The organism is Candidatus Methylopumilus turicensis (genome assembly GCF_000953015.1).
GTDB lineage: Bacteria > Pseudomonadota > Gammaproteobacteria > Burkholderiales > Methylophilaceae > Methylopumilus_A > Methylopumilus_A turicensis.
Genome location: NZ_LN794158.1, coordinates 663954 through 686110 on the forward strand (window position 1 = coordinate 663954; position 22157 = coordinate 686110).

Below are 22157 nucleotides of genomic sequence, written 5' to 3' on the forward strand. Positions count from 1 at the left end.
TCCAGATAAGTTAGCGGGTTTTTTATTTGCTGGGTAATTAGCTAAACTTATCGTCACAATTAAAACAATTGATTTTACTTGTGGCGTTGATGCTTCTAAAATGCATTCACTCGAAAACGATGGGAAACAAAAAATTCGAGAAATTGTTTTGTAACGAATTTGATGTATCGTTAATTTGTTTTTAATGCAGTGTTATTTGAAGTCGTTTTTTATCAACTAAAAAGGAGTTTTATTATGTCATTAGTCAATACAACCATTAAGCCTTTCAAAGCACAGGCTTTCCACAACGGTAAATTCGTTGAAATCACAGAAGCAAACCTTAAAGGTAAATGGACAGCGTTTGTGTTCTACCCAGCTGACTTCACATTCGTTTGCCCAACAGAATTAGGCGACTTAGCTGACATGTACGGCGAGTTCCAAAAAATCGGTCTAGAAATCTACTCAGTATCAACTGACACACATTTCACTCACAAAGCTTGGGCGGATGCTTCTGACACAATCAAGAAGATCAAATACCCAATGCTTGCTGACCCAACAGGCACAATCTCACGTAACTTTGATGTGATGATTGAAGAAGAAGGTTTGGCATTGCGCGGTACATTCATCATTAATCCAGAAGGCGTGATTAAAGCAGCTGAGATTAACGATCTAGGTATTGGCCGTTCTGCTGCTGACTTGTTACGTAAGGCACAAGCTGCACAATACGTGGCTGCACATCCTAACGAAGCATGTCCAGCATCATGGACACCAGGTGAAGCAACATTGACACCATCATTAGATTTAGTTGGTAAGATCTAAGCGTTAGGGATTCAATAAGTAGGTTAAGTAAGCAATATTGTCATGTTGGGTGCGGCGTGTGCCGCACCTAATTTGATACAAAAATTAGGTGAAGGAAATACTCATGGCTTTAGACAGCAATATCAAAAATCAACTCTCAGCCTATATGGAAAAGCTGCTACATCCAATTGCGATTGTCGCATCCGTCGATGGTAGCCCCAAATCCAATGAGATGATGGATTTGCTGACTGAATTAGCTGGTATGTCAGAAAAGATTCATCTAACTGAAGAACAAGATCAACGCACGCCATCTTTTGCGATCAAACGCTTTGAGGCGGGTGCTGCGCCCGTGGGAATTCGCTTTGCAGGCATCCCAATGGGGCACGAATTTACTTCATTGATTTTGGCTTTGCTCCAAGTGGGCGGCCATCCTTTGAAATTAGAAGCTGAAAAAATCGCACAAATTGCCGCGATTGAAGGTAGCTTCCATTTTGAGACTTATATTTCTTTAAGCTGCCATAACTGCCCTGACGTGGTGCAGGCTTTGAACTTGATGGCAGTGATTAACCTAAACATCACGAACGTGATGATTGATGGCGGTGTGTTCCAGCAAGAAGTGACTGACAAAAAGATTATGTCTGTACCAACCGTGATGCTCAATGGCGAACAGTTTGGTGTGGGTCGTATGGAGCTTGATGAGATTTTAGCCAAAGTGGACGTGGGCGCTGTGGCCCGTGAAGCCAAAAAGCTAGATGCAAAAGCGCCTTACGATGTATTGATTATTGGCGGCGGCCCAGCAGGGGCTTCTGCGGCGATTTACTCTGCACGTAAAGGCATTCGCACAGGCATTGTGGCGGAACGCTTTGGTGGTCAGGTCATGGATACGCTTGGCATCGAAAACTTTATTTCAGTGAAAGAAACTGAAGGCCCTAAGTTAGTCATGGCGCTGGAAGAACACGTTAAATTCTACGATGTGGATATTATGAATTTGCAACGTGCAAAATCGGTCAAGCAAGGTGATTTGCTGGAAGTAGAATTAGAAAGCGGTGCGGTTTTAAAAAGCAAAGCCTTAGTGATCGCCACTGGCGCACGTTGGAGAGAATTGGGCGTGCCTGGTGAAGCGCAGTATCGCGGTAAAGGCGTGGCTTACTGCCCACACTGTGATGGCCCTTTGTTTAAAGGCAAGCCTGTTGCGGTGGTGGGGGGTGGTAACTCAGGCGTTGAAGCGGCGATCGATTTAGCTGGGATTGTGGCGCATGTGACTTTGATTCAGTTTGACCCGGAATTAAAAGCGGATGCAGTGTTGCAGACAAAGTTACGTTCACTCAGCAATGTGACGATTGTGACAAATGCACAAACGACGGAAGTGACCGGTAATGGCGAGAAGATGAACGGCTTAGATTACAAAGACCGTGCAACAGGGGAAATGCATCATTTAGATTTGGATGCGGTATTTGTGCAAATTGGTTTATTACCGAATACTGACTTTATCAAAGGCGGCCCGATCAACTTGAGTAAGTTCGGTGAGATCGAGATTGATTCACACGGCGCAACCTCTATGCCAGGCGTGTATGCGGCGGGCGATGTGACCACTGTGCCATACAAGCAAATTATTATCGCGATGGGTGAGGGCGCTAAAGCTTCACTTGGGGCATTTGATTACTTGATTCGTCAATAAGTGAATTGATGGCAGCAATAAAAAAGGGAGCCTTGGCTCCCTTTTTTATTGGATAAAAACCAACAGATTATTTCACGCGGTTTTTGTATTCCAATGTGCGGGTGTCGATTTCAATCTTGTCACCCGTTGCGCAGAATAGTGGAACAGGCAATTCAAAGCCAGTTGAAATGCGCGCTGGTTTCATTACTTTACCTGATGTGTCGCCCTTCACTGCTGGCTCTGTGTAAGTGATTTCACGAACCACTGAGTTAGGTAAGTCCACAGAAATGGCTTTTCCGTTGTAGAAAACGACTTCACAGGTCATGCCGTCTTCCAAGAAGTTAAGCGCATCCGTCATGTTTTCGGCTTCCACTTCAAACTGGTTGTATTCTTCATCCATGAAGACATACATTGGGTCAGCGAAGTAAGAGTAGGTCACGTCTTTTTTCTCAAGTACGACAATTTCAAATTTGTCGTCTGCTTTGTAAACTGTTTCGCTTGGCGCTTCAGTTAACAAGTTTTTGAATTTCATTTTAACCACGGCAGAGTTACGGCCTGATTTGTTGTATTCGGCCTTTTGCACAACCAATGGATCGTTACCGATCATGATTACGTTGCCGACGCGGAGTTCCATTGCTGTTTTCATGTGATGTCCTGCAAAAAGTGTTGATGTAAAAAGCCGCGCATTATACCTTATTTTTGGTAAAAATCACCAATTTAGCCGCCAAATCAGCTTGTTGCTCAAATTTGTGGGTTTGCAATTCGGCATGGGTTTTGAGCGTTGATAAGGCCGCAATTAGTTTATTCCAAAGTGCTGGGCTAATTTCAGCATCTAGCCACGCATGGTGAAACTCGCTTAATACATGGCCTGCTTGAATGTCGTATTGGTTTAAAAATGCATCCAATTTTTTAAGATGGTGTTTTTCTTCTTGCGGATAGGTTTGCCAAATAAACGGGTTGGCCGACCATAAAGCGCGTATCCAGCTATCTTCGCCGCGGACAAAGTTGAGGTCGCAGCACCATAATAATTGGTCATATTCGGCTTGTGTCAAAAATGGAATGACGGTGAGCGCGAGTTGATCTTTTGTTAGTCTATCCCCAGCCTCAAGGGATGGTTTGCCAAAAAATGCAGCGATTTTATTTAAGGTGTTGCCCGCCGGAACAAAGCACTCAACAGGACGATTGCCCGCCGCCATTGACGCCAGCAAGCTTTCTATTGGCGCTTCAGGATAGCAAAACAATGACACTTGAAGGCTGGGTAAGCGTGACATTGTTGCTTTCGCAGCCTGGCGAGTGGTGAATAGGTGTTGTTCTCTAATTAAACCGCCGGTTTTGTCGGTAAAGCCAGGGAAGAAAAAGGTTTTGTGTAAGCCAGTGGCAGGGTGAATCGCGTTTTTCGCATGAAAATCATCCACCCAAGTTTCGGCAGATAAGTATTCTAAATTGAGCCAAATCGGTTGTTTGGCGACCATGTTTTGAATATACGGTTGGGGTAATTCACATGCAAAGGCCTCGATGACCACATCGGCAGGGGTAACATTCGCAAAGCTTGCGTCATCATTCCATAGGCAAACCTCAACGCCATTTATTTTCTGGCTCTTGAGCGATGCATCTAAGCCCGTGACTATTTTGCTGGCCACGTTTAAATCATCCACCCAAAGACGAATATCAAGCGCATATTCATCATGTAGTTGTTTAGCTAGCCGCCAGCAGACGCCAATGTCGCCGAAGTTGTCGATTACCTTACAGAATAAGTCCCAGCGCTTTTTCATTGCTTTTGAGGCTCGCTATAACTAATTTCCTGGATCTCGTACTCATCCTCACCCGTTGGGGTTTGCACGCGCACCAGGTCGCCTACTTGCTTGCCCAACATGGCTTTGGCCAGCGGTGAAACCCAACTTATCCAGCCTTTGGTGGGTGCTAGCTCATCTTGTCCAACGATACGGTAGGTATGTTCGGTATCTCTGTCCAAAGCATACAAAGTGACCCAGGCGCCAAAGAACACTTTCTCAAGACCGGCTTGTGTGGCGGGATCAACAATCACAGCCGCATCCATGCGTTGCATTAAAAAGCGTAAGCGCGAGTCAATTTGGCGCAGTCTTCGTTTGCCGTAAATGTAATCGCCATTTTCAGAGCGGTCGCCATTACCCGCAGCCCAAGAAACTACACGCACTACCTCAGGCCGCTCGACTTTGAGTAGCTGCGTAAACTCAGCTTCTAATGCGGCGTGGCCTTGGGGGGTGATGTAATTTTTTTGATCTGCCATGGGGTGCTATTTTTATTCTTTGTTTTCAGTATTTTTAGTGGCCAGTCCGCGTTAAAATCTAAGCATGACCCAAGCCCCGAATTCTAGCCTGATTTTATGTTCTACGCCGCGTTTAGCGCGTAGCTTGCAAGGAATTTTTCAGCGCGAGCAAGTACAAAAAGGCATGACAAAATGGCAGCCGCTTAATGCGATGCCATTGACACAGTGGCTGGGGCAATTATTAGATGAAGCGATGTTGCTGGGCGAGATCGACGAAACAAACTTGCCACCCAAGGAGCTTAGTCCCTTGCAAGAAAGTCTGCTATGGGAACAGAGCATTAAGCATTGTTTGAAATCGCACGAGGCCAAGCATTTATTTGATGCTTCTGGTTTAGCAAGTGCGGCGATGGAGGCTAATCGTCTCGTGATTGAGTGGAATCTCAATCTTAATATGGATGAGGCCACCGAAGAGACCAAACAGTTTTTGGAGTGGCGCAAACGCTTTCAGTGGCTGTGCAAGCAAAATTGGTATTTGGAGTCGGTGCGCTTCAGCAACTGGCGCTTAGATGTGCTAGAAAGTGGTGTTGGCATATTGCCAGCCCACGTTGAGTTTGCCGGCTTTGATCGTATCAATCCTCAGCTTAAAAGATTGCAAGAAGTGCTGGTGAAGCGGGGTGTGAAAGTAAGCTCGGCATTACTCACATTTGATTCGCCTCAAGAGGCTCAGCATAGGGTATTGACTGACCAAGATGCGGAATGCCGCGCTGCTGTTGCTTGGGCAAAAGCACAGTTAGCAGATAATCCAAATGTGAGCATTGCGATTGTGGTGCCAGAGCTGGCGGCTTTGCGTAGCAAAATTTCTGCGCTCTTGGATGATGTGTTGCAACCATCTGCCGCGCGTCCTGCTCTAGCGGAAAATCAGCGACCTTATGATTTTTCTTTGGGTGTGCCACTCAATACCCAACCTGTGATTGCAACAGCCATTCATCTCCTGCAATTGGCTTGGCAGCGCGGCAATATTTTTCAGCAAGACATGATTCAGTTGTTGCATAGCCCTTATTGGTCAGAGGGCTTGTTGGAAGCGGATGCTAGAGCCTTGCTAGATGCAAGGATGCGGCGTGATTTGCCTTTGAGTTTTAAGAGCGCACGCTTACAAAACTATATTCATAAAGTGACAGCAGGTGAGGGCGGTATGCGCTTGCCAGCGACCATTAAAGCCTTACAAGATTTACTCGGTTATGCGCAAACTCAATCCTTGAAACAGCTTCCTTCTGCTTGGGCCTTGGTGTTAGATAAAGCCTTAGTCCATGCAGACTGGCCTGGTCGTAGAAGCTTATCTAGTTTTGAATATCAAGCGACCAAATCATTCGCCAAAGTGATTTCAGCGCTGGCTGGCTTAGATGACTTGCTCGGTAAAATTGATGCTAAACAAGCCATTTCCCAATTGATTCAACTTTGTCAGGCGCAGATTTTTCAGCCTGAATCTAAAGAAATTCCGCCATTGCAAATTATGGGGATGATGGAGGCTGCTGCTGCCCCTTTGGATGCGATGTGGGTCATGGGGATGAACGATCACGTTTGGCCGCCGATCGCACGACCGAACGCGTTGATTTCAGCAAGTCTGCAACGTGCCGCAGAAACTCCGAATGCCAGCAGTGAGGTGCAAGTGGCTTTTGCAAAAGCAATCCATTCCCGTTTGATTAAAAGTGCCCGTTCGGTCATTTTTTCTAGCGCGATTCAAGATGGCGATCGTCAATTGCGTGCAAGTCCATTGATGCAAGAGATTCCGCTTGCCTCTTCCGAGAGCTTGTTGGCTAAAACACTGGCTGAACAGCTAGTTGATTGTGTGCCTGCTGAAGTAGTGGAGAAGCCTTGGCAATGGGTAGATGACCATCAAGCACCAGTGGTTGAAGAGGGCGGTCATGTATCAGGTGGAACCGGCTTACTCAAGGCGCAAGCGATATGCCCAGCTTGGGCTTTCTACCAATATCGCTTGTATGCTAAAGCCTTAAAAGAACCAGTAGATGGTTTGGATGCGATGGATAGAGGTAATCTTGTGCATCAAGTGTTGGAGGCCTTTTGGGATGGGCGCGACTCCACTTATTTACATGCCTTGAGTGACAATGAGATGCAAGCTGTGCTTGAGCAAGTGGCTGACAAAGTGATGTCTTTGTTCAATCAAGAGCACGATGAAGCATTTTCTACGGTGTTTATTCAGCTAGAAAAAGAGCGCTTGGTGAAATTGGTCACGGCTTGGCTCAATGATGTCGAGAAGGCGCGTGAAATCGGCTTTGTTGTGCAGGCGGTTGAGCGTAAGCAAACCATACCAATTGATAGCCTTTCGATTACGCTCACTGTGGATAGAGTGGATCAACTTGAAGATGGCCGTTTGGCCGTGCTCGATTACAAAACTGGCGGGACGATTGATTTTAAGAACTGGGCAAACGCCAATATCGCTGAACCGCAATTGCCGATTTACGCCGCCTTTTTAATGGGCGATGCGGAAGTCGCCGCAGTATGTTTTGCCAAAGTGCTGTTGGAGAAAGCTGGGTACGCTGGTATTGCTGCGAGTAAAGGCGTGTTGCAGGGCGCAACGCCTTTGGAAGAAAGTCGAGGACGCAAGATTTTTGCAGAAGCAAATTTTCCCGATTGGCCTTCTGTTATTGCGCATTGGAAAAATAGTATCACTGCGACAGCGCAAGCGATTAAAGCGGGTGATGCGGCGGTGAAGTTTGAAAATGAAAAGCAGCTGATCTATTGTGAGGTCTTGCCTTTGTTACGATTGGCGGAGCGCCAGTTACAGTTTGAGCATCAACAAGCTGCGCTTCATCAGCAAGAAGTAGGTGGCGTATGAGTCAATATCAACACTTGCTTTTAGAAGATGATGCAAGCCGTATTGAGGCTTTGGAGTTTGCTTCTTTTATTGTAGAAGCCCCTGCAGGTGCAGGTAAAACCGAACTGCTCACTCAGCGCTATTTGAAGTTGCTTGCCACGGTGGATTCACCCGAAGAGATTATTGCGATTACTTTCACCAATAAAGCCGCTTCAGAAATGAAAAAGCGGATTATGGATAGCTTGGTGGATGCGAATGGTGGCGAGCGTCCAACGCTATCGCACAAAATCGTGACGTTTGAGCTTGGACAAAAAGCGCTGGCAAGATCTGCTGAGAAGTCATGGGAGTTGCTCACCACGCCCTCACGGTTGCGCATTTATACCATTGACTCATTAAGTGGCAATTTAGCACGTCAAATGCCATTGCTTAGCCGTTTTGGCACGCAGCCAGCGGTGAGTGAAGATGCCAGTTTGTATTATCAAGAAGCCGCCACGCTCACTTTAGCGAATTTAGATGATGCTGCCGAAGGCCCTGTGTTGCAGCAAGCTTTGCGTTATTTTGATAATGACCATTTCAGGCTTAATGCGCTACTAGCCGAGATGCTCGCTAAGCGCGATCAATGGCAGTACTACATCATGAATCATCACGATGCGTCCTTAGCTGAAGCCGCGCTTGCGCATTTGGTCACACAAGATATGCAAGCGGTGGCTGAAGTGATGCCTCTGCGTGTGCAAGAGGCCTTGATGCCGGTTGCGCGTTATGCCGCTTCCAACTTGCCTTGTGATGCTTCTGTGGCCTTGCTGCGTGACTGGGAAACGCCGATTCCATTTAAGCCAGAAGCACTTCCGATGTGGCGTGCAGTAGTTGATTTGTTATTGACAGGCACCAACACCTTTAGAAAAACCGTGAATGTTAAAAATGGCTTTCCTGCGACTCCTGAAGGTAACTTTTATAAAGGTCTTTATGCCGAGGTAGTGGAAACGTTACAGCAGACCGATGGGGCTGAGCTGGCGTTAAAAGCGTTGAGAGAACTCCCAAATCCTAAGTACGATGAGCAGAGCTGGCAGATTGTATTGGCATTAGCCCATTTGCTTAAAGTGGCGACTGCTGAGCTTTGGTTGGTATTTCAGCAACATGGCGAAGTGGACTTTGTACAGATTTCACAAAATGCATTATTTGCACTCGGCGATGCAGAAGAAAATCCGACGGATTTGGCTTTGAAGCTGGATTATCGAATTAAACATTTATTGGTGGATGAGTTTCAGGATACGAGTCCTACACAAATCAAACTGATCGAGCATCTGACGCAAGGCTGGATGGATGGCGATGGCCGCACGCTGTTTTTAGTGGGCGACCCGATGCAATCGATTTACCGTTTCCGCAAAGCCAATGTTGGCTTGTTTTTGCGTGTGGCACAGGAGGGCATCGGTGGCTTGTCTTTGATCCCACTTAAATTGTGGCGCAACAATCGCTCACATGCGCCAGTCATTGAATGGGTAAATGATACCTTCGCAAAAGTATTTCCTGATGAAGACAGCGTGTCACGTGGCGCGATTAGTTATCGTGCATTTGTCGCAAAAGACCGCGACCCTGCTGGCGCTGGCGTGACTTTTCATGCCATGGTGGATGGTGGAAACTCTATTGAGTTTGATGACGATGATGTACAAGAGGAGGCGGTTGAAAGTGATGTTCGCCAGCTAGAAGCGAATAAAATCATTGAAATTATCAAAGCTACTTGGGCTCAAAATCCAACAAGAAAAATTGCCGTGTTGGTGCGTGCTCGAAGCCATTTACATGCCTTGGTGGCGGAGATTCGTCTTAATCATGCTGATATTCAATTCCAAGCGGTTGAGATTGAAGAACTGGCCAATCGTCAGGTCGTTCAAGATTTGTTATCACTCACGAATGCTTTGCATCAACGTGCTGACCGCGTACATTGGTTAGCTATTTTACGTGCGCCTTGGTGTGGTTTGCGTTTGGAAGATTTGCACAAGCTGATTGGCAATGACCAAGTCAGCACGGTGCTATATTTAATGCACGATGAAGCACGCTTACAAGCGATGAGTGATGATGGTCGCAAGCGTTTGTTGCATGTGCGAGACGTCATGCAAGAAGCGCTTAATCACCGTGGGCGTATGAGCATTAGCCGCTGGGTCCATGGCGTGTGGGTGATGCTAGGCGGACCAACTTGTTTGTGGGAGGCTGGGGATGTTCGTGATGTGCAAGCGTTCTTCGATCGTATTGATCGCATGGAAGCTAACGGCCAATTTAGCACTGAGCAATTAGCGATTGAGGTGCAAAAGCTTTATGCGGCGCCTGATGCCAAGGCTAAGGATTTGCTGCAGTTTATGACCATCCATAAATCTAAAGGCTTGGAGTTTGATACGGTGATTCTGCCTGGCCTTGATAAGACCACAGGTCGTACCGATCAGCCTTTGCTAATGTGGGAAGAAGTGCCGAGAGAGGACTTTGGCGGCGATGTGGCTGATGTGGATTTGGTGGTGGCGCCGATGCCACCTAAAGGTAAAAACAAACCCAACTCACAGGGTATTTACGACTACATGAAGTCGCTAGAAAAGCAGCGTGCCGCTTATGAAGATGCGCGTGTGCTTTATGTGGCAGTGACGCGTGCTGAGCGTTGCTTGCATCTTTTGGGGGCGGTGGCCCCCAATAAAAAAGGTGAATTACAACCAAAAAAGAATACGTTTTTAGAAATGCTTTGGCCTGTGGTGGCGAGTGAGTTTAATGAGGATAAGTTAGCACCTAGCCAAGCAGAGCCTTCAACTTTAAACGAACGACGTGTCAGCGCCAAGTTAGAGGATTTTGTGCCGCAGTTAGTGCGTTTGAAAGACCCAAATATTCCCGATATTTTGCAAGCTGAACAAGTGCAGTATGAAGTTCAGCAAAGTAGGGCCTCTGCAGAAGATGAAACAGGCTTGTCCTTAGAAGCTGATGTGGGTACTTTGGTGCATCGCTATTTAGAGCTAATCGCTGAGCAGGGGCTAGCGTATTGGTCGCTAGCTCGACTCGAGACATTAAAGCTTGCGATGCAGCGTTGGTTTGCGCAACAAGGCCACCCAAATTTAGCTGCGCAAAACGGCGTAAACCTTGTGCTTAGTTTGCTGAATAAAACATTAACAAGTGCGCAAGGGCAATGGGTATTGCAAGCGCATGAGCATGCACAAAATGAGTGGGCGATTGAACGCCAAAGTGATGGTTTAGTGATTCAGAAACGGGTGATTGATCGTACTTTTATTGAAAACGGCGTTCGCTGGATTGTGGATTACAAAACGACTGCGCTGGCGGCAAATATTGATGAGTCTAGCTTGAAGCAAGCCGCTGAGCAGTATCGTCAGCAACTTGAGGGTTATGCAGCACTTTTTGCGGATGAAGGCTTAAGTCTCCAGCTGGCTGTTTACTTTGTGAGTGTGGGGCGACTGATTAATTTATCGCGTCTTAGTGCTTAAAATGTCTTCTTACGTACCAAATGACGAAGATTAATCCAGCGCCAGCAATGATGTAATGAAACTCATGGAAGTACACTTTTAGACTTTCCCAGTTTTCCCCCATCTTGAAGCCTGCAAATGCTAACAAGTAACACCAAGTCAGTGAGCCTACAAAGGTATAAAGAACGAACTTAGTCATATTCATGCGCGCAACGCCAGCTGGGAAAGCAATAAAGGTGCGGACAGCTGGCAATAAACGTCCTACAAAAATAATCAAGTCACCGTGTTTGGCAAAGGCTTGGTCAGCCCAGTTGAGATCTTTATGTGAAATGAGTACCCATTTCCCGTATTTTTCTACTAGTGGTCTGCCACCGTACATGCCTAAATAGTAAGCAGGGATAGAACCTACCACACAGCCAATAGCGCCAGCCAACGCCACGCCCAAGAGTGTCATTTCACCTTTGAATACTAAAAACCCAGCAAATGGCATGATGATTTCAGAAGGGAGTGGAATGCAGGCCGATTCAATGGCCATCAACAACACAACGCCGCTGTAACCTAAAGCTGAGATAACGCCCATAATCCAAGTGGCTAGGACAGCAATGATTTGTTCTAACATTTATACAAATTCTTTCATGATGTTTTTGATGAAATCAGCACGGTGAACGATATCGCCATAAGCCACGGTAATCCTTAATTTATCAGGGCCGTTCATGCGGCAACGACGGTCACGCTGCAGCAATGCAATCAGCTTGGTTGGGTCTAGTTCTGCGTGCTGACTAAATTGAAGTTGAATTGCACTGTCACTGGCGTCAATTTTGATGATGCCAAGCGGTTTGGCGGCAACGCGGAGTCGATGGCATGCCATCAACGCTTCGCCTTGCTCTGGCAGCATGCCAAAGCGGTCGATGAGTTCTTCTTGCATAGTGTCCAGCTCATCGTCATTCGTACAGTTGGCGAGGCGTTTGTACAGCACCAAGCGTTCATGCACGTCAGGGCAGTAGTCATTCGTCAGCAAAGCCGGTGTATGCAGATTGATTTCTGTAGTGACGCCCAATGGTGCTGATAAATCAGGCTCTTTGCCTTCTTTTAAACGCTTAACCGCGTGCGTAAGCATCTCGGAATATAAGTGGAAGCCTATCTCTTGCATCTCGCCGCTTTGTGAGTCGCCAAGCAGTTCGCCTGCGCCGCGAATTTCTAGGTCATGCATGGCAAGATGGAAGCCTGCCCCTAAGTCTTCTAGCAATTGAATTGCATCTAAACGCTTTTGCGCTTGTGGGGTGATTTTGCGGTTAGGCTCGGTTAATAAATAGGCATAAGCTTGGTGATGCGAACGACCTACACGGCCACGCAATTGATGCAACTGCGCCAAGCCAAACATATCAGCACGATTCATAATAATCGTGTTGGCGGTTGGCACGTCAATGCCAGTTTCAATAATGGTGGTACAGAGTAATAAATTTGAGCGCTGATGATAGAAGTCGCGCATCACATGCTCTAGCTCACGCTCGCGCAATTGACCGTGAGCAATGCTGATGCGCGCTTCTGGCAAGATACGCTCTAGCTTTTCGCGCATAGAGTGGATGGTATCCACTTCGTTGTGTAAGAAGTAGACTTGCCCGCCACGTTTGAATTCGCGCATCGCGGCTTCACGAATAATGCCTTCTGAATAATCCGTCGCAAAGGTTTTAATCGCTAAGCGTTTTTGTGGCGGCGTGGTAATCACACTGAACTCACGCAAGCCTTCCATCGCCATGCTGAGGGTGCGTGGAATCGGCGTGGCGGTGAGCGTGAGCACATCGACCTCAGCACGTAGCGCTTTTAATTGTTCTTTTTGACGAACTCCAAAGCGGTGCTCTTCATCCAAAATGACCAAGCCTAAATTATCAAACTTCACGTCTTTTGAGATCAAACGATGCGTGCCGATAATGATATCGATGCTACCGTCAGCTAAACCTTTAAGCGCTTCGGCTTGCTCTTTGGCTGTGCGGAAGCGAGAAATTTCAGCCACTTTAATCGGCCATTCAGCAAATCGGTCACTAAAGTTTTGGTAATGTTGTTCAGCAAGGAGTGTCGTTGGTACGAGCACCGCCACTTGGCGCCCACCCATCACGGCCACAAAAGCGGCACGAAGCGCCACTTCAGTTTTACCAAAGCCCACATCGCCGCACACCAATCGATCCATTGGTCTGCCTGATTGCATATCGCTAATGACCGCTTCAATCGCAGAAAGCTGATCAGGCGTTTCTTCAAAAGGGAACCCTTCGGCGAAAGTTTCATAATCGTGCAGGCTTAAGGTAAAAGCATGGCCTTTCCGTGCTGCACGCTGTGCATAAAGATTGAGCAATTCTGCGGCAGTATCGCGAATTTGTTTGAGTGCCTTTTTCTTGGCTTTCTCCCAGTTGCCAGAGCCTAATCTGTGTAGCGGTGCAGATTCTGGTGGGCCACCTGAGTAACGTGAAATCAGGAATAGCTGTGACACTGGCACATACAGCTTATCGTCGCCCGCATATTCCAAGAGCAAGAACTCAGTTTCACCTTCGCCGAAGTCTAAGTTAATGAGGCCACGGTAACGTCCAACCCCATGTTGTTCGTGAACGACAGGGTCGTTCTCGCGTAGCTCGGACAAATCTTTGAGCATGCCTTCGGTACTGCGCGCTTTTTCTTTTTCGCGTCGGCGTTGCTGACGCACTGTGGCAGCGTATAACTCGGCTTCTGTGATAATCGCCACGTCTTTGTATTGAAAGCCGCTATGCAGCGTAGTCACGCCTAGCATTAGCTTTGCAGCGCTGGTATTGAAGTCTTCCCAGCTTTCACAAAGCGCAGGTTTAATCCCCTGGTCTGTCAGTAGCTGCAAAATAGTTTCGCGGCGGCCTAGGCTCTCGGCGGCAATTAATATGCGGCCTTTAAAGCCCTTGATAAAGGCTTCTAATTTATGCAGTGGCTTTTCTGCGCGCCTTTCGATGTCCAGCTCAGTTAGGCGAGTCAAGGCACCATCATTATTCACAGTCAGGCGAGGGTAGCGATGCGTCTGACTAAAAAATTCATCTGCTTTAATGAGTAAGGTTTCTGGCGTGAGAATAGGGCGTTCAACATCATGCGCTAACAGGCGGTAACGTGACTGTGCCTCAAACCAAAAACTCTGCGCGGCATGGTCCAGATTGCCGTGCATACAGAGTACGGTTTGTTCAGGTAAGTAATCTAGCAGGGTGGCCGTCTTTTCGAAAAATAGCGGTAAATACCATTCAATGCCGCCACTCGCCACGCCCTTGCTGACATCTTTGTAGATGCGGCTTTTAGAAGGGTCTCCTTCAAATTGTTCACGAAAGCTTTGTCTGAACTGTGCAATGCCTTGGTCATCGAGCGGAAACTCACGGGCCGGTAACAGCCTAATCTCTGGGACCGGATAAAGACTCCGCTGTGTATCGACATCAAAGGTACGGATGGTCTCTATTTCATCATCGAATAAATCTAAGCGAAAAGGTAAGCCGCTCCCCATTGGAAACAAGTCTACCAAACCGCCACGCACACTAAATTCCCCAGGACTCACCACTTGGCTCACATGATGGTAGCCAGCCTCGGCACATTGTCTTCTTAATGCTTCTAAATCGAGCTTTTGCCCTTTTTTCAGCATAAAGCTATTCGCTGCTAAATAAGCCATTGGCGGCAGTTGAATTAAGGCTGTGCCTGCCGGCACGATGACCACGTCGCAATTGTTTTGGCTGATTTGATAGAGCGTGGATAGGCGCTCAGAAATTAAATCAGGATGCGGAGAAAAGTGGTCGTAAGGAAGTGTTTCCCAATCGGGCAATAAGTTGACGACTAGGCTAGGGGCAAACCATGGCATTTCTTCGAGTAAGCGCTGGGCATCAAAGGCATTGGCAGTGATGATGGCAAGCGGCGTTTTGCTTTTGTTAGCTTTAAGCTCAAGCGCCAGTTGTGCAAGGGCCGCGCTATCTAAACCAGCGCATGTCTTGTCTATTTTTTTTGTGCTACCTTGTGCCGGGATGGCTAAGGAAAACTGCATGAAGTCTTGCCACGAGTAATAATTTAAGAAGCCGTATTATAGCTGTAGCCTTGTTGTCACGGCTATCAATAAGATGGCGTGCAAGCTATCTCAGAATGGAATTTAAACGCTTAGAACGAAAAAAAGCGCTAACAATGCATTCAATGCACTGTTAGCGCTTCATTAAAAAATGACAGGCTTAGCCAAGTAATTTTTTGAAGAACGCACCAATTTGACCGAAAAAGCCAAGTGATGGTGTTGCTGTTGGCGCTGCTGGTTTTACTTCAGCCGCTTTAGGTGCCACTGTTTTTGGGGTGGCTGGTTTTGCCGCTGCAGGTTTTTTAACGGCTGGCTTTTTCGCTGCAGCTGGTGCTTTAGTGGCTGCTGGTTTTGCTGCAGCTACTTTTGGTGCTGCTTTGACAGCAGGTTTTTTAACAGCCGCAGTTTTAGGAGCAGTTATTTTAGCTACAGCAGGTTTTTTAACGGCTGGTTTTTTCGCTGCCGCTGGTTTTTTAGCAACGGCTGGTTTTGCTGCTGCTGTTGTTTCGTTTGTCGCCATTTTTAATCCTCTTCAATTTCAAAGAAATTCTTTAGTTAATCTAGTATAACCATAAACTTATTAATGCTTAACCCTTAGTAAAACACAGATTAAGTTTTTTGCCAAACGAGTCACTATATTTTACGCTGTGCCGCCTACCGTGAGGCCATCAATTCTTAAGGTTGGTTGGCCTACGCCAACAGGGACGCTTTGTCCTTCTTTGCCACAAGTCCCGACACCGCTATCGAGTTGCATGTCGTTGCCGATCATCGAGACGCGCGTTAACACATCTGGACCGTTGCCAATAAGGGTTGCACCTTTGACCGGGTAAGTGATCTTCCCATCTTCAATCATATAAGCTTCGGCAGCGCTGAACACAAATTTTCCGCTCGTAATGTCCACTTGCCCACCGCCAAAGTTGGCGGCATATAGGCCTTTTTTAACAGATTTGATGATTTCTTCTGGCGGCATATCGCCATTGAGCATGTAAGTATTGGTCATGCGTGGCATTGGAATATGCGCATAAGACTCTCTGCGTGCATTGCCTGTCAGTGGCATGCCCATTAGGCGGCTATTGAGACTATCTTGAATATAGCCACGCAAAATGCCGTCCTCAATCAATACGGTACGCTGTGTTGGGTTACCTTCGTCATCTAGGCTGAGTGAGCCACGACGATTGCTGATTGTGCCATCATCCACTACCGTCACACCCTTTGAAGCCACGCGTTGGCCAATTTTTCCCGAAAATGCCGAGCTGCCTTTGCGGTTAAAGTCGCCTTCTAGTCCGTGACCAATGGCTTCATGCAATAAAATGCCTGGCCAGCCAGCGCCCAATACAACCGTCATATTGCCGGCTGGGGCAGGGCGCGCATCTAAATTAACGAGTGCTTGGTGGACGGCTTTTTCAGCGTAATCTTGCAAGACCTCATCGCTAAAGTAGGCATAATCAAAACGACCACCACCACCAGCAGAACCTTGTTCACGACGTCCGTTGCTTTCAGCGATGACATTAATCGATAAGCGAACTAATGGCCTGACATCGGCCGCCATCACGCCATCATGACGAGCCACCATAATGACTTCATATTCACCCGCAATGGATGCCATGACTTGGGTGATGCGTGGGTCAACTTTACGGGCATACGTTTCAAGACGCTCTAATAACTTCACCTTTGCCTCTGCACTTAAGGAGGCTATTGGATCTTTAGGGATATAAAGTTGGGGAGCCTCTGCACGATGGATAACACCAGTTTTATTGGCTTCAAAGCTGTCATTACCCATGTCGGCAATCGCTTTTGTGGCGTTTGCGGCTTGTTGTAGCGCTGGTAAATTAATGTCGTCGGAATAGGCAAATGCGGTTTTTTCGCCGCTCACTGCACGAACGCCCACACCTTGGTCAATATTGAAATTACCCGATTTCACTTGACCTTCTTCTAAGCCCCAGCTTTCTGAACGGCTGTATTGAAAATACAAGTCCGCGTAATCAATATCATGTGTCATGATATTGTTGAGCACTCCTTGCAATGCTGGCACATCTAAGCCAGATGGGTCGAGCAAGGTTTCAGTGGCCGTGCTGAAGTGATTGCTTGGTGTAGCGTGTTTATGTTCAGTTTTCATGCTAAGTCTTTCGGGCTAATTGCTTCAAATAAACGCCTTTAGGCAAGCGTTTTGAAGTGTTCCATTTTTGTCTATTTAATATAGCAGAAGCGGGGCATTGCCCCGCTAAGTAAATTCTTTAATATGCAATCAGCACCACAAGTTTATTTAAAAACAGTGCGATGTTGTAAGGCCGGCAAGCTCTTACGAAGGCTGGCTTGATAGTCTAGATTCATGGAAGCGATGACGACACCCGAGCCGCGTGGTAAGCGATCGAGTACGACGCCCCATGGGTCAACAATCATGCTATCACCGTGTGTTTCACGGCCAGAGGCATGATATCCACCTTGCGCTGGCGCTAAGACGTAACAAAGATTTTCGATGGCACGTGCGCGTACCAACGTTTCCCAGTGTGCCTTACCTGTTGTTTCGGTAAACGCTGCGGGCACTAATATTAAGTCCACTTCACCCATGGCGCGATAGAGTTCAGGAAAGCGTAAGTCGTAACAGATGGACAATCCAATTTTACCAAATGGACTATCGACCGTGACCACTTGATTGCCAGGCACAATAGTCGCTTCTTCATGGTACTTTTCGTTGCCTAGGTTCAGGCCAAAAAGATGGATTTTGTTATAACGCGCAACCAACTTGCCTTTGTTGTCATAGACCATGCAGGCGTTATAAATCTTATCTTTGTTGTCTGATTGAAGCGGGACTGATCCTGCGACAATCCAAACATCGCGCTTTTTCGCTGTGCTGGAAAGAAATTGTTGAATCGGGCCGCTTCCTTCTTTTTCGCTGGCTTTGACTTTGTCGCTATCCTTGATGCCCATAATCGCAAAGTATTCAGGCAGCACAATTAACTTTGCTCCCTGATCAGCTGCAATTTTAATCAGTCGCTCAGCCTCGCTCAGGTTTGCAGAAACAATTGGGCCTGAAGCCATTTGTATGCCAGCGATTTTGACGATACCAGCCCCTGCTGGACTCGCTTTTGTATGGTTGATGCGGGATTTGATGGCCATGCTGAATTTCCGAGTAAGCGATGTTTGAATGATTTTTTGACATCATACCCGATTTGGCAAATGTTAAATATTTATCAAATTAAAATAATCACATGCCTAAGGGCGTTGGCGCAGGGGTTTGAGATGGAGATTTGCTATCTTTGGGTGACGCTTTGTCTTGCCCTTTTTCTTGAGGGTTACTCCAAGTGCCGACAATCTCATACTGTGATTCAGCAATTTTATTTAGTGGATCTTTCAATATTTTTTGCGCAATATAAGCAGCGGCGCCCACAGCAGGACCGCCAGCAAATGCGGCCAATGAAAGCGTATCGCTGATGAATGGCTTCACTTTGACATATAAATGCTGTGTTTCTTTATCAAGATCCGTTTCCCCTTTAATTTCAACTTGGGCCGTTGGACCCTCCATTTTAAAGTTGTCGCTATACATAACTCCTCGCTCGATATTGACGTCGGCGTTGATTTTGTCAAACGTAAATCCGCTGCTAAATAAGTCTTTAAAGTCCAGGGTTAAACGTCTTGGTAGGTTTTGTAAACTCAACACACTAAAAAGCCTGCCAACGCCCGGCTCTACTTGAAGGATTTGTCCTTTTTTAGCATCGAGATGAAGGTTGCCAGAAAGGTTGGGTATGTCGAACTCATGTGGACTGCCAGCCCATTTTAATTGGCCTGTGATTTCCGCAGAGCCGCCTTTGATCACGTCGCCAATATCCAGACGCTTTAAGGCCTTACCCATATCATTGATTTCCCAATTGAAGCGTAACTTGGTATTGGGGCGATTTTTCCAGTTATTCCACTCACCATTGGCATTAATCACACCGTCGGCTGAGGTCATGCGGAGCTTGTCGATTCCCCAGTTGCCAAGCTGCTCTTTCGCCTGGAGCTCCAATCGACCAAACTTTTTCTTACCAATTTCAAAGTTGTCAGCAACAATGTCCAGTGCAGGATATTTAAGATTCAATTGTTTTGCGGCAACGTGAGTGCTTGATTTTAGGGCGTCTGGCGTCGGCGATGGGAAGATTAGGTTGGCAAGGTTGCCACTGATTTTTCCATTACCGTCTTTGTTCCATTTTAAATCGCCAGTGACCTCATCGCTTTTTAAGTTCATGATCCATGCGTTGTCTGCCAACCTAGCACTCATTTTAAGTGCATTAATCCGGCGATCAAAAATATCGAGATGTTGGGTAGTGAGCTCAATGCGATTAAGTGTGATGTTGCTATTTGCACTATTGTTTGCTGAGCTTGCTGTGGATTTATCCATTTGCGCCAACCACTCATCAATGTCCAAGCTATCAAGCTTCGCGCGAAGTGATAGGCCTTTTTGAGGGCTTATGTCTGGTGCAACATTAATGCCAATATCGCCTCTTTCGATGGTCGTCATACCATTCTGGGAAGTTCGAATCAGCTTGGCGCTCATGCTTTTACCTAAGCTAATTTTGATCGCATCTTGTGTTTCATTGATTGGTTTTTTCTCAATCAGCAAAGGCATGGCTTCAGTCATTGTTTTGCCAAGAGGGGCGGGTAGTTTTGAACTTAACCCAACCAGACTTGAATGAATGGTGACTTCTGATTGATTGTTCTGAATCTTGGCTCTCGCTACCCATTCTGTACTTCCCGAAATAGTGCTTGGCAAAAGATGTTCAAATGACTTTCTAAAGCCCGCATCGGTTAGTCGGCCATGCGCTGCAATTTGAATAGCATGGCTTTTGTCTGTGTTAATGCTAAATACCGCTGGCGCACCATAAGCAAAAGTATTGACGTTATTGGCATTAATCGACGACTCGGTAAACTCAACTGTTCCATTGAGTTTCGTGAGTTCAGGAATGCTATCACTGAGCATGCTGCCATTCGTGATCGCATATATTCCCTTCACTTTGGTGGCATCGCTGTGGTTGAGCGGAATGTGAAGATTGAGGGTGAGCTTACCAGCCCCTGATGTTTTGAGTGACTCAGTAAATCCACCCGCCAACTTTGCAATCGGGCTGGCATTGATAAACTTTACGCCTTCATTCATCGGACTTTGTAATTCGCCCACAATATCGAGCACATTTTCATCCGCTTCCAAATCTGGAATCGTGATTTTGGCTTTTTTAATTTCATTACCAAACAGGTGGCCAGCATTGGCGTTTAACTCCATGCGCTTGCCTTCAAACAACATGGCAAGTTGAATGCCTTCTACTTTAGGCCAACCATCGGTGTAGTCCAATACCGCATCTTTGAGGTTCGCAGTGACTTTAAAAATGCCTTTTTTACCTTGGTCAAAGGGGTAGTCTTTAAGATCACCCTTAATTCTGACATTCACGTCTTCACCCTTGCCAGACAGGATCGACTTATCAAGCCATGCGACGGTATCTTGGTTAATGACGGATGGATAGTAAAATCGACCATATTGAAGATCGACTTTATTGACATGACCCGTTAAGTCTAAAAAGTGCTTTTGCGCGCCATCAGAATTAAAGCTCGCATCAACTTCGGCATCTAAGTGCGGATTTTTAAGCGCAAGACGCTTGACCGCAATCGCAATATTTTTATCCTTCAATTGCCAGTCAATTTCGCCTGTTAATTTGTCAGCAGGTAATGGCCAGCGCAGCACGGGCGCAAAATTAAGTGCTGCTGAGGTTGTATTGAGTGTCAATTTTCCTTGCGATTGGTCAAGTGCTACTTTGCCCGATAAGTTGGTAAAGCCAGGTAAGTCATATGTTGCGTAAGGGAGCACACTTAAGCCTGAGAAATCTGCGCTTAGTGCATATTTTGGGAGCGTTTCCCCCTTGCTTAGCCAGCTAAGGTGAAGGTTGCTTAGCTTGCCCAGTGGCGCTGTTTCGTTCAAAGTCTGCGTGATATTGGAGGGCAAAGTAAAGTAGGGCGTCAGTTTGTTTAAAGTCTCAAGTTGAATCTCGTCAAGCAATACATCGCCATGTACCGTTTTTTCTTGTTGAAGACCGCGCTCACGGATTGAAAACTTACCGCTACGCATATTCAAATCATCCGCGGTGACAATCTTAATGCTTTCACCTTGAATTTCTTGACCATCTGCGTGGCGTATCCATTTGAGAAAGCCAGCAAGATGATTGAAGGAGTTTTCAACGCCGTTATAAGGTAATCGCGTGACCACCTTATCGAGCGCAAGCACTGTTGATAAGCTTTCTATTTGGCTGTCTGCAAACTCAAGCCAAAGTTGGGCAGCCCCTTTGCCTTCTCGTAAATCAAATGGATAGTCTAACCAATTCCGCCACGCCGCAATGTCAGTTCCTTCAATTTTTGCATAGAGTGTGCCGTGCCATTGATCAAGTTTGGCCACATCATGACCAAACACTTTACCTCGAATGTCGATAGGCTTGGATGTGCCTGCAGAGGGCGTGGCACGCAAGCTGAATGCATGTCGCCCACGAAAACCATCCCATGCAGGGTTTTCAAGTTGTAAATTGAGTTTATCGAGGTTGAGTGCAGGCGCGCCGCGCATGTCGTCTTGCCAAACAATATTGGCATCAATGACATTCACTTTGGCTTGGCTGAGCAACCAATTAGGAAACGCTGGTTTTGATGGCCCATTCATCGAAACGCCTGCAACATACACGGTGCCATCTTTTTCACGGCGAATAGTTAGTTCTGGCTGATAAATAGAAAAAGAGGCAAGTCGAGGCTCAAGCAGAAGAATACTGGTCCACGAAAGGCTGCCTTCAATGTGGGTTAAACTCAAGGCAACACGATTTTGCTGATCGTAAATGTCCACATTAAACACAGAAATATGCGGATTTAAGCCGTCCCAATTTGCGTAGATATTGCCGATAACGACCTTTTGGCCAAGCACTTCTGAAATGCTTTGAACAATCTTAGGTTTGTAATCATCAATATGCGGAAGCACGAAAAATCGCAATCCGATGATCGAGAGCACACCTAGAAACACTAGTGTTCCTAACGCGATACACGCAGCTCGATAAGACCAGATAAGCGATTTTTTAATCATTCATTTATATTCTAATAATGGTTGAATTGGGAGCGCGCCGTTTGATTGGCTAGGCTTTTTATTCACAAGCCATATT

The 22157-nt window shown here is 46.6% G+C and carries 13 protein-coding genes; 4 read left to right on the forward strand and 9 right to left on the reverse strand.

What is annotated here, in order from left to right; translation table 11 throughout:
* Positions 1–234: 234 nt before the first annotated feature.
* Positions 235–798 carry an alkyl hydroperoxide reductase subunit C gene (gene ahpC, locus BN1209_RS03485; protein ID WP_045750970.1) on the forward strand — a complete coding sequence of 188 codons (564 nt, stop codon included), beginning with the start codon at positions 235–237 and terminating at the stop codon, positions 796–798.
* Between the two features lie 103 nt (positions 799–901).
* Positions 902–2455, forward strand: coding sequence for an alkyl hydroperoxide reductase subunit F (ahpF, locus tag BN1209_RS03490; protein WP_045750971.1), 1554 nt, complete (start codon positions 902–904; stop codon positions 2453–2455).
* Positions 2456–2522: 67 nt separating this feature from the next.
* Here ahpF and efp read toward each other — a convergent pair whose 3' ends face one another.
* Genes efp through greB form a run of 3 tightly spaced genes read right to left on the reverse strand, consistent with a single transcriptional unit; the run spans position 2523 to position 4700 of the window.
* The gene (efp, locus tag BN1209_RS03495; protein WP_045750972.1) at positions 2523–3080 is read right to left on the reverse strand and encodes an elongation factor P; all 558 of its coding nucleotides are present in this window, start codon (positions 3078–3080) and stop codon (positions 2523–2525) included.
* Positions 3081–3120: 40 nt separating this feature from the next.
* Complete coding sequence (gene earP / locus BN1209_RS03500) at positions 3121–4206, reverse strand: elongation factor P maturation arginine rhamnosyltransferase EarP (RefSeq protein WP_045750973.1); 1086 nt, start codon at positions 4204–4206, stop codon at positions 3121–3123.
* Entirely contained in the window at positions 4203–4700 is a 498-nt protein-coding gene (gene greB, locus BN1209_RS03505) for a transcription elongation factor GreB (protein ID WP_045750974.1), read from the reverse strand. The genes earP and greB overlap by 4 nt, the downstream gene beginning before the upstream one ends.
* 64 nt (positions 4701–4764) lie before the next feature.
* Here greB and BN1209_RS03510 point away from each other — a divergent pair, with 64 nt between their 5' ends.
* A complete protein-coding gene (locus BN1209_RS03510) occupies positions 4765–7533 on the forward strand; it encodes a PD-(D/E)XK nuclease family protein (protein WP_045750975.1) in 2769 nt (922 codons plus the stop codon).
* Positions 7530–10979, forward strand: a complete 3450-nt coding sequence (locus BN1209_RS03515) for a UvrD-helicase domain-containing protein (RefSeq protein ID WP_045750976.1) — start codon at positions 7530–7532, stop codon at positions 10977–10979. Before BN1209_RS03510 ends, BN1209_RS03515 begins: the two co-directional genes overlap by 4 nt.
* On the opposite strand, the gene BN1209_RS03520 is transcribed toward BN1209_RS03515, so the two are convergent.
* The 6 genes from BN1209_RS03520 to BN1209_RS03545 all read right to left on the reverse strand — a co-directional run bounded on the left by BN1209_RS03520 (position 10969) and on the right by BN1209_RS03545 (position 22081).
* Entirely contained in the window at positions 10969–11577 is a 609-nt protein-coding gene (locus BN1209_RS03520) for a DedA family protein (RefSeq protein ID WP_045750977.1), read from the reverse strand. The genes BN1209_RS03515 and BN1209_RS03520 overlap by 11 nt on opposite strands.
* The gene (gene mfd / locus BN1209_RS03525) at positions 11578–14985 is read right to left on the reverse strand and encodes a transcription-repair coupling factor (protein ID WP_045750978.1); all 3408 of its coding nucleotides are present in this window, start codon (positions 14983–14985) and stop codon (positions 11578–11580) included.
* Positions 14986–15163: 178 nt separating this feature from the next.
* Positions 15164–15523 carry a hypothetical protein gene (locus tag BN1209_RS03530; protein ID WP_052661085.1) on the reverse strand — a complete coding sequence of 120 codons (360 nt, stop codon included), beginning with the start codon at positions 15521–15523 and terminating at the stop codon, positions 15164–15166.
* Between the two features lie 120 nt (positions 15524–15643).
* Positions 15644–17119 (reverse strand): metalloprotease TldD, encoded by a 1476-nt coding sequence (tldD, locus tag BN1209_RS03535; protein WP_045750979.1) that lies wholly within the window; start codon positions 17117–17119, stop codon positions 15644–15646.
* A 143-nt stretch (positions 17120–17262) separates the two neighbouring features.
* Positions 17263–18120 (reverse strand): carbon-nitrogen hydrolase family protein, encoded by an 858-nt coding sequence (locus BN1209_RS03540; RefSeq protein ID WP_045750980.1) that lies wholly within the window; start codon positions 18118–18120, stop codon positions 17263–17265.
* Between the two features lie 88 nt (positions 18121–18208).
* Complete coding sequence (locus BN1209_RS03545; RefSeq protein ID WP_045750981.1) at positions 18209–22081, reverse strand: YhdP family protein; 3873 nt, start codon at positions 22079–22081, stop codon at positions 18209–18211.
* Between the last annotated feature and the right edge of the window lie 76 nt (positions 22082–22157).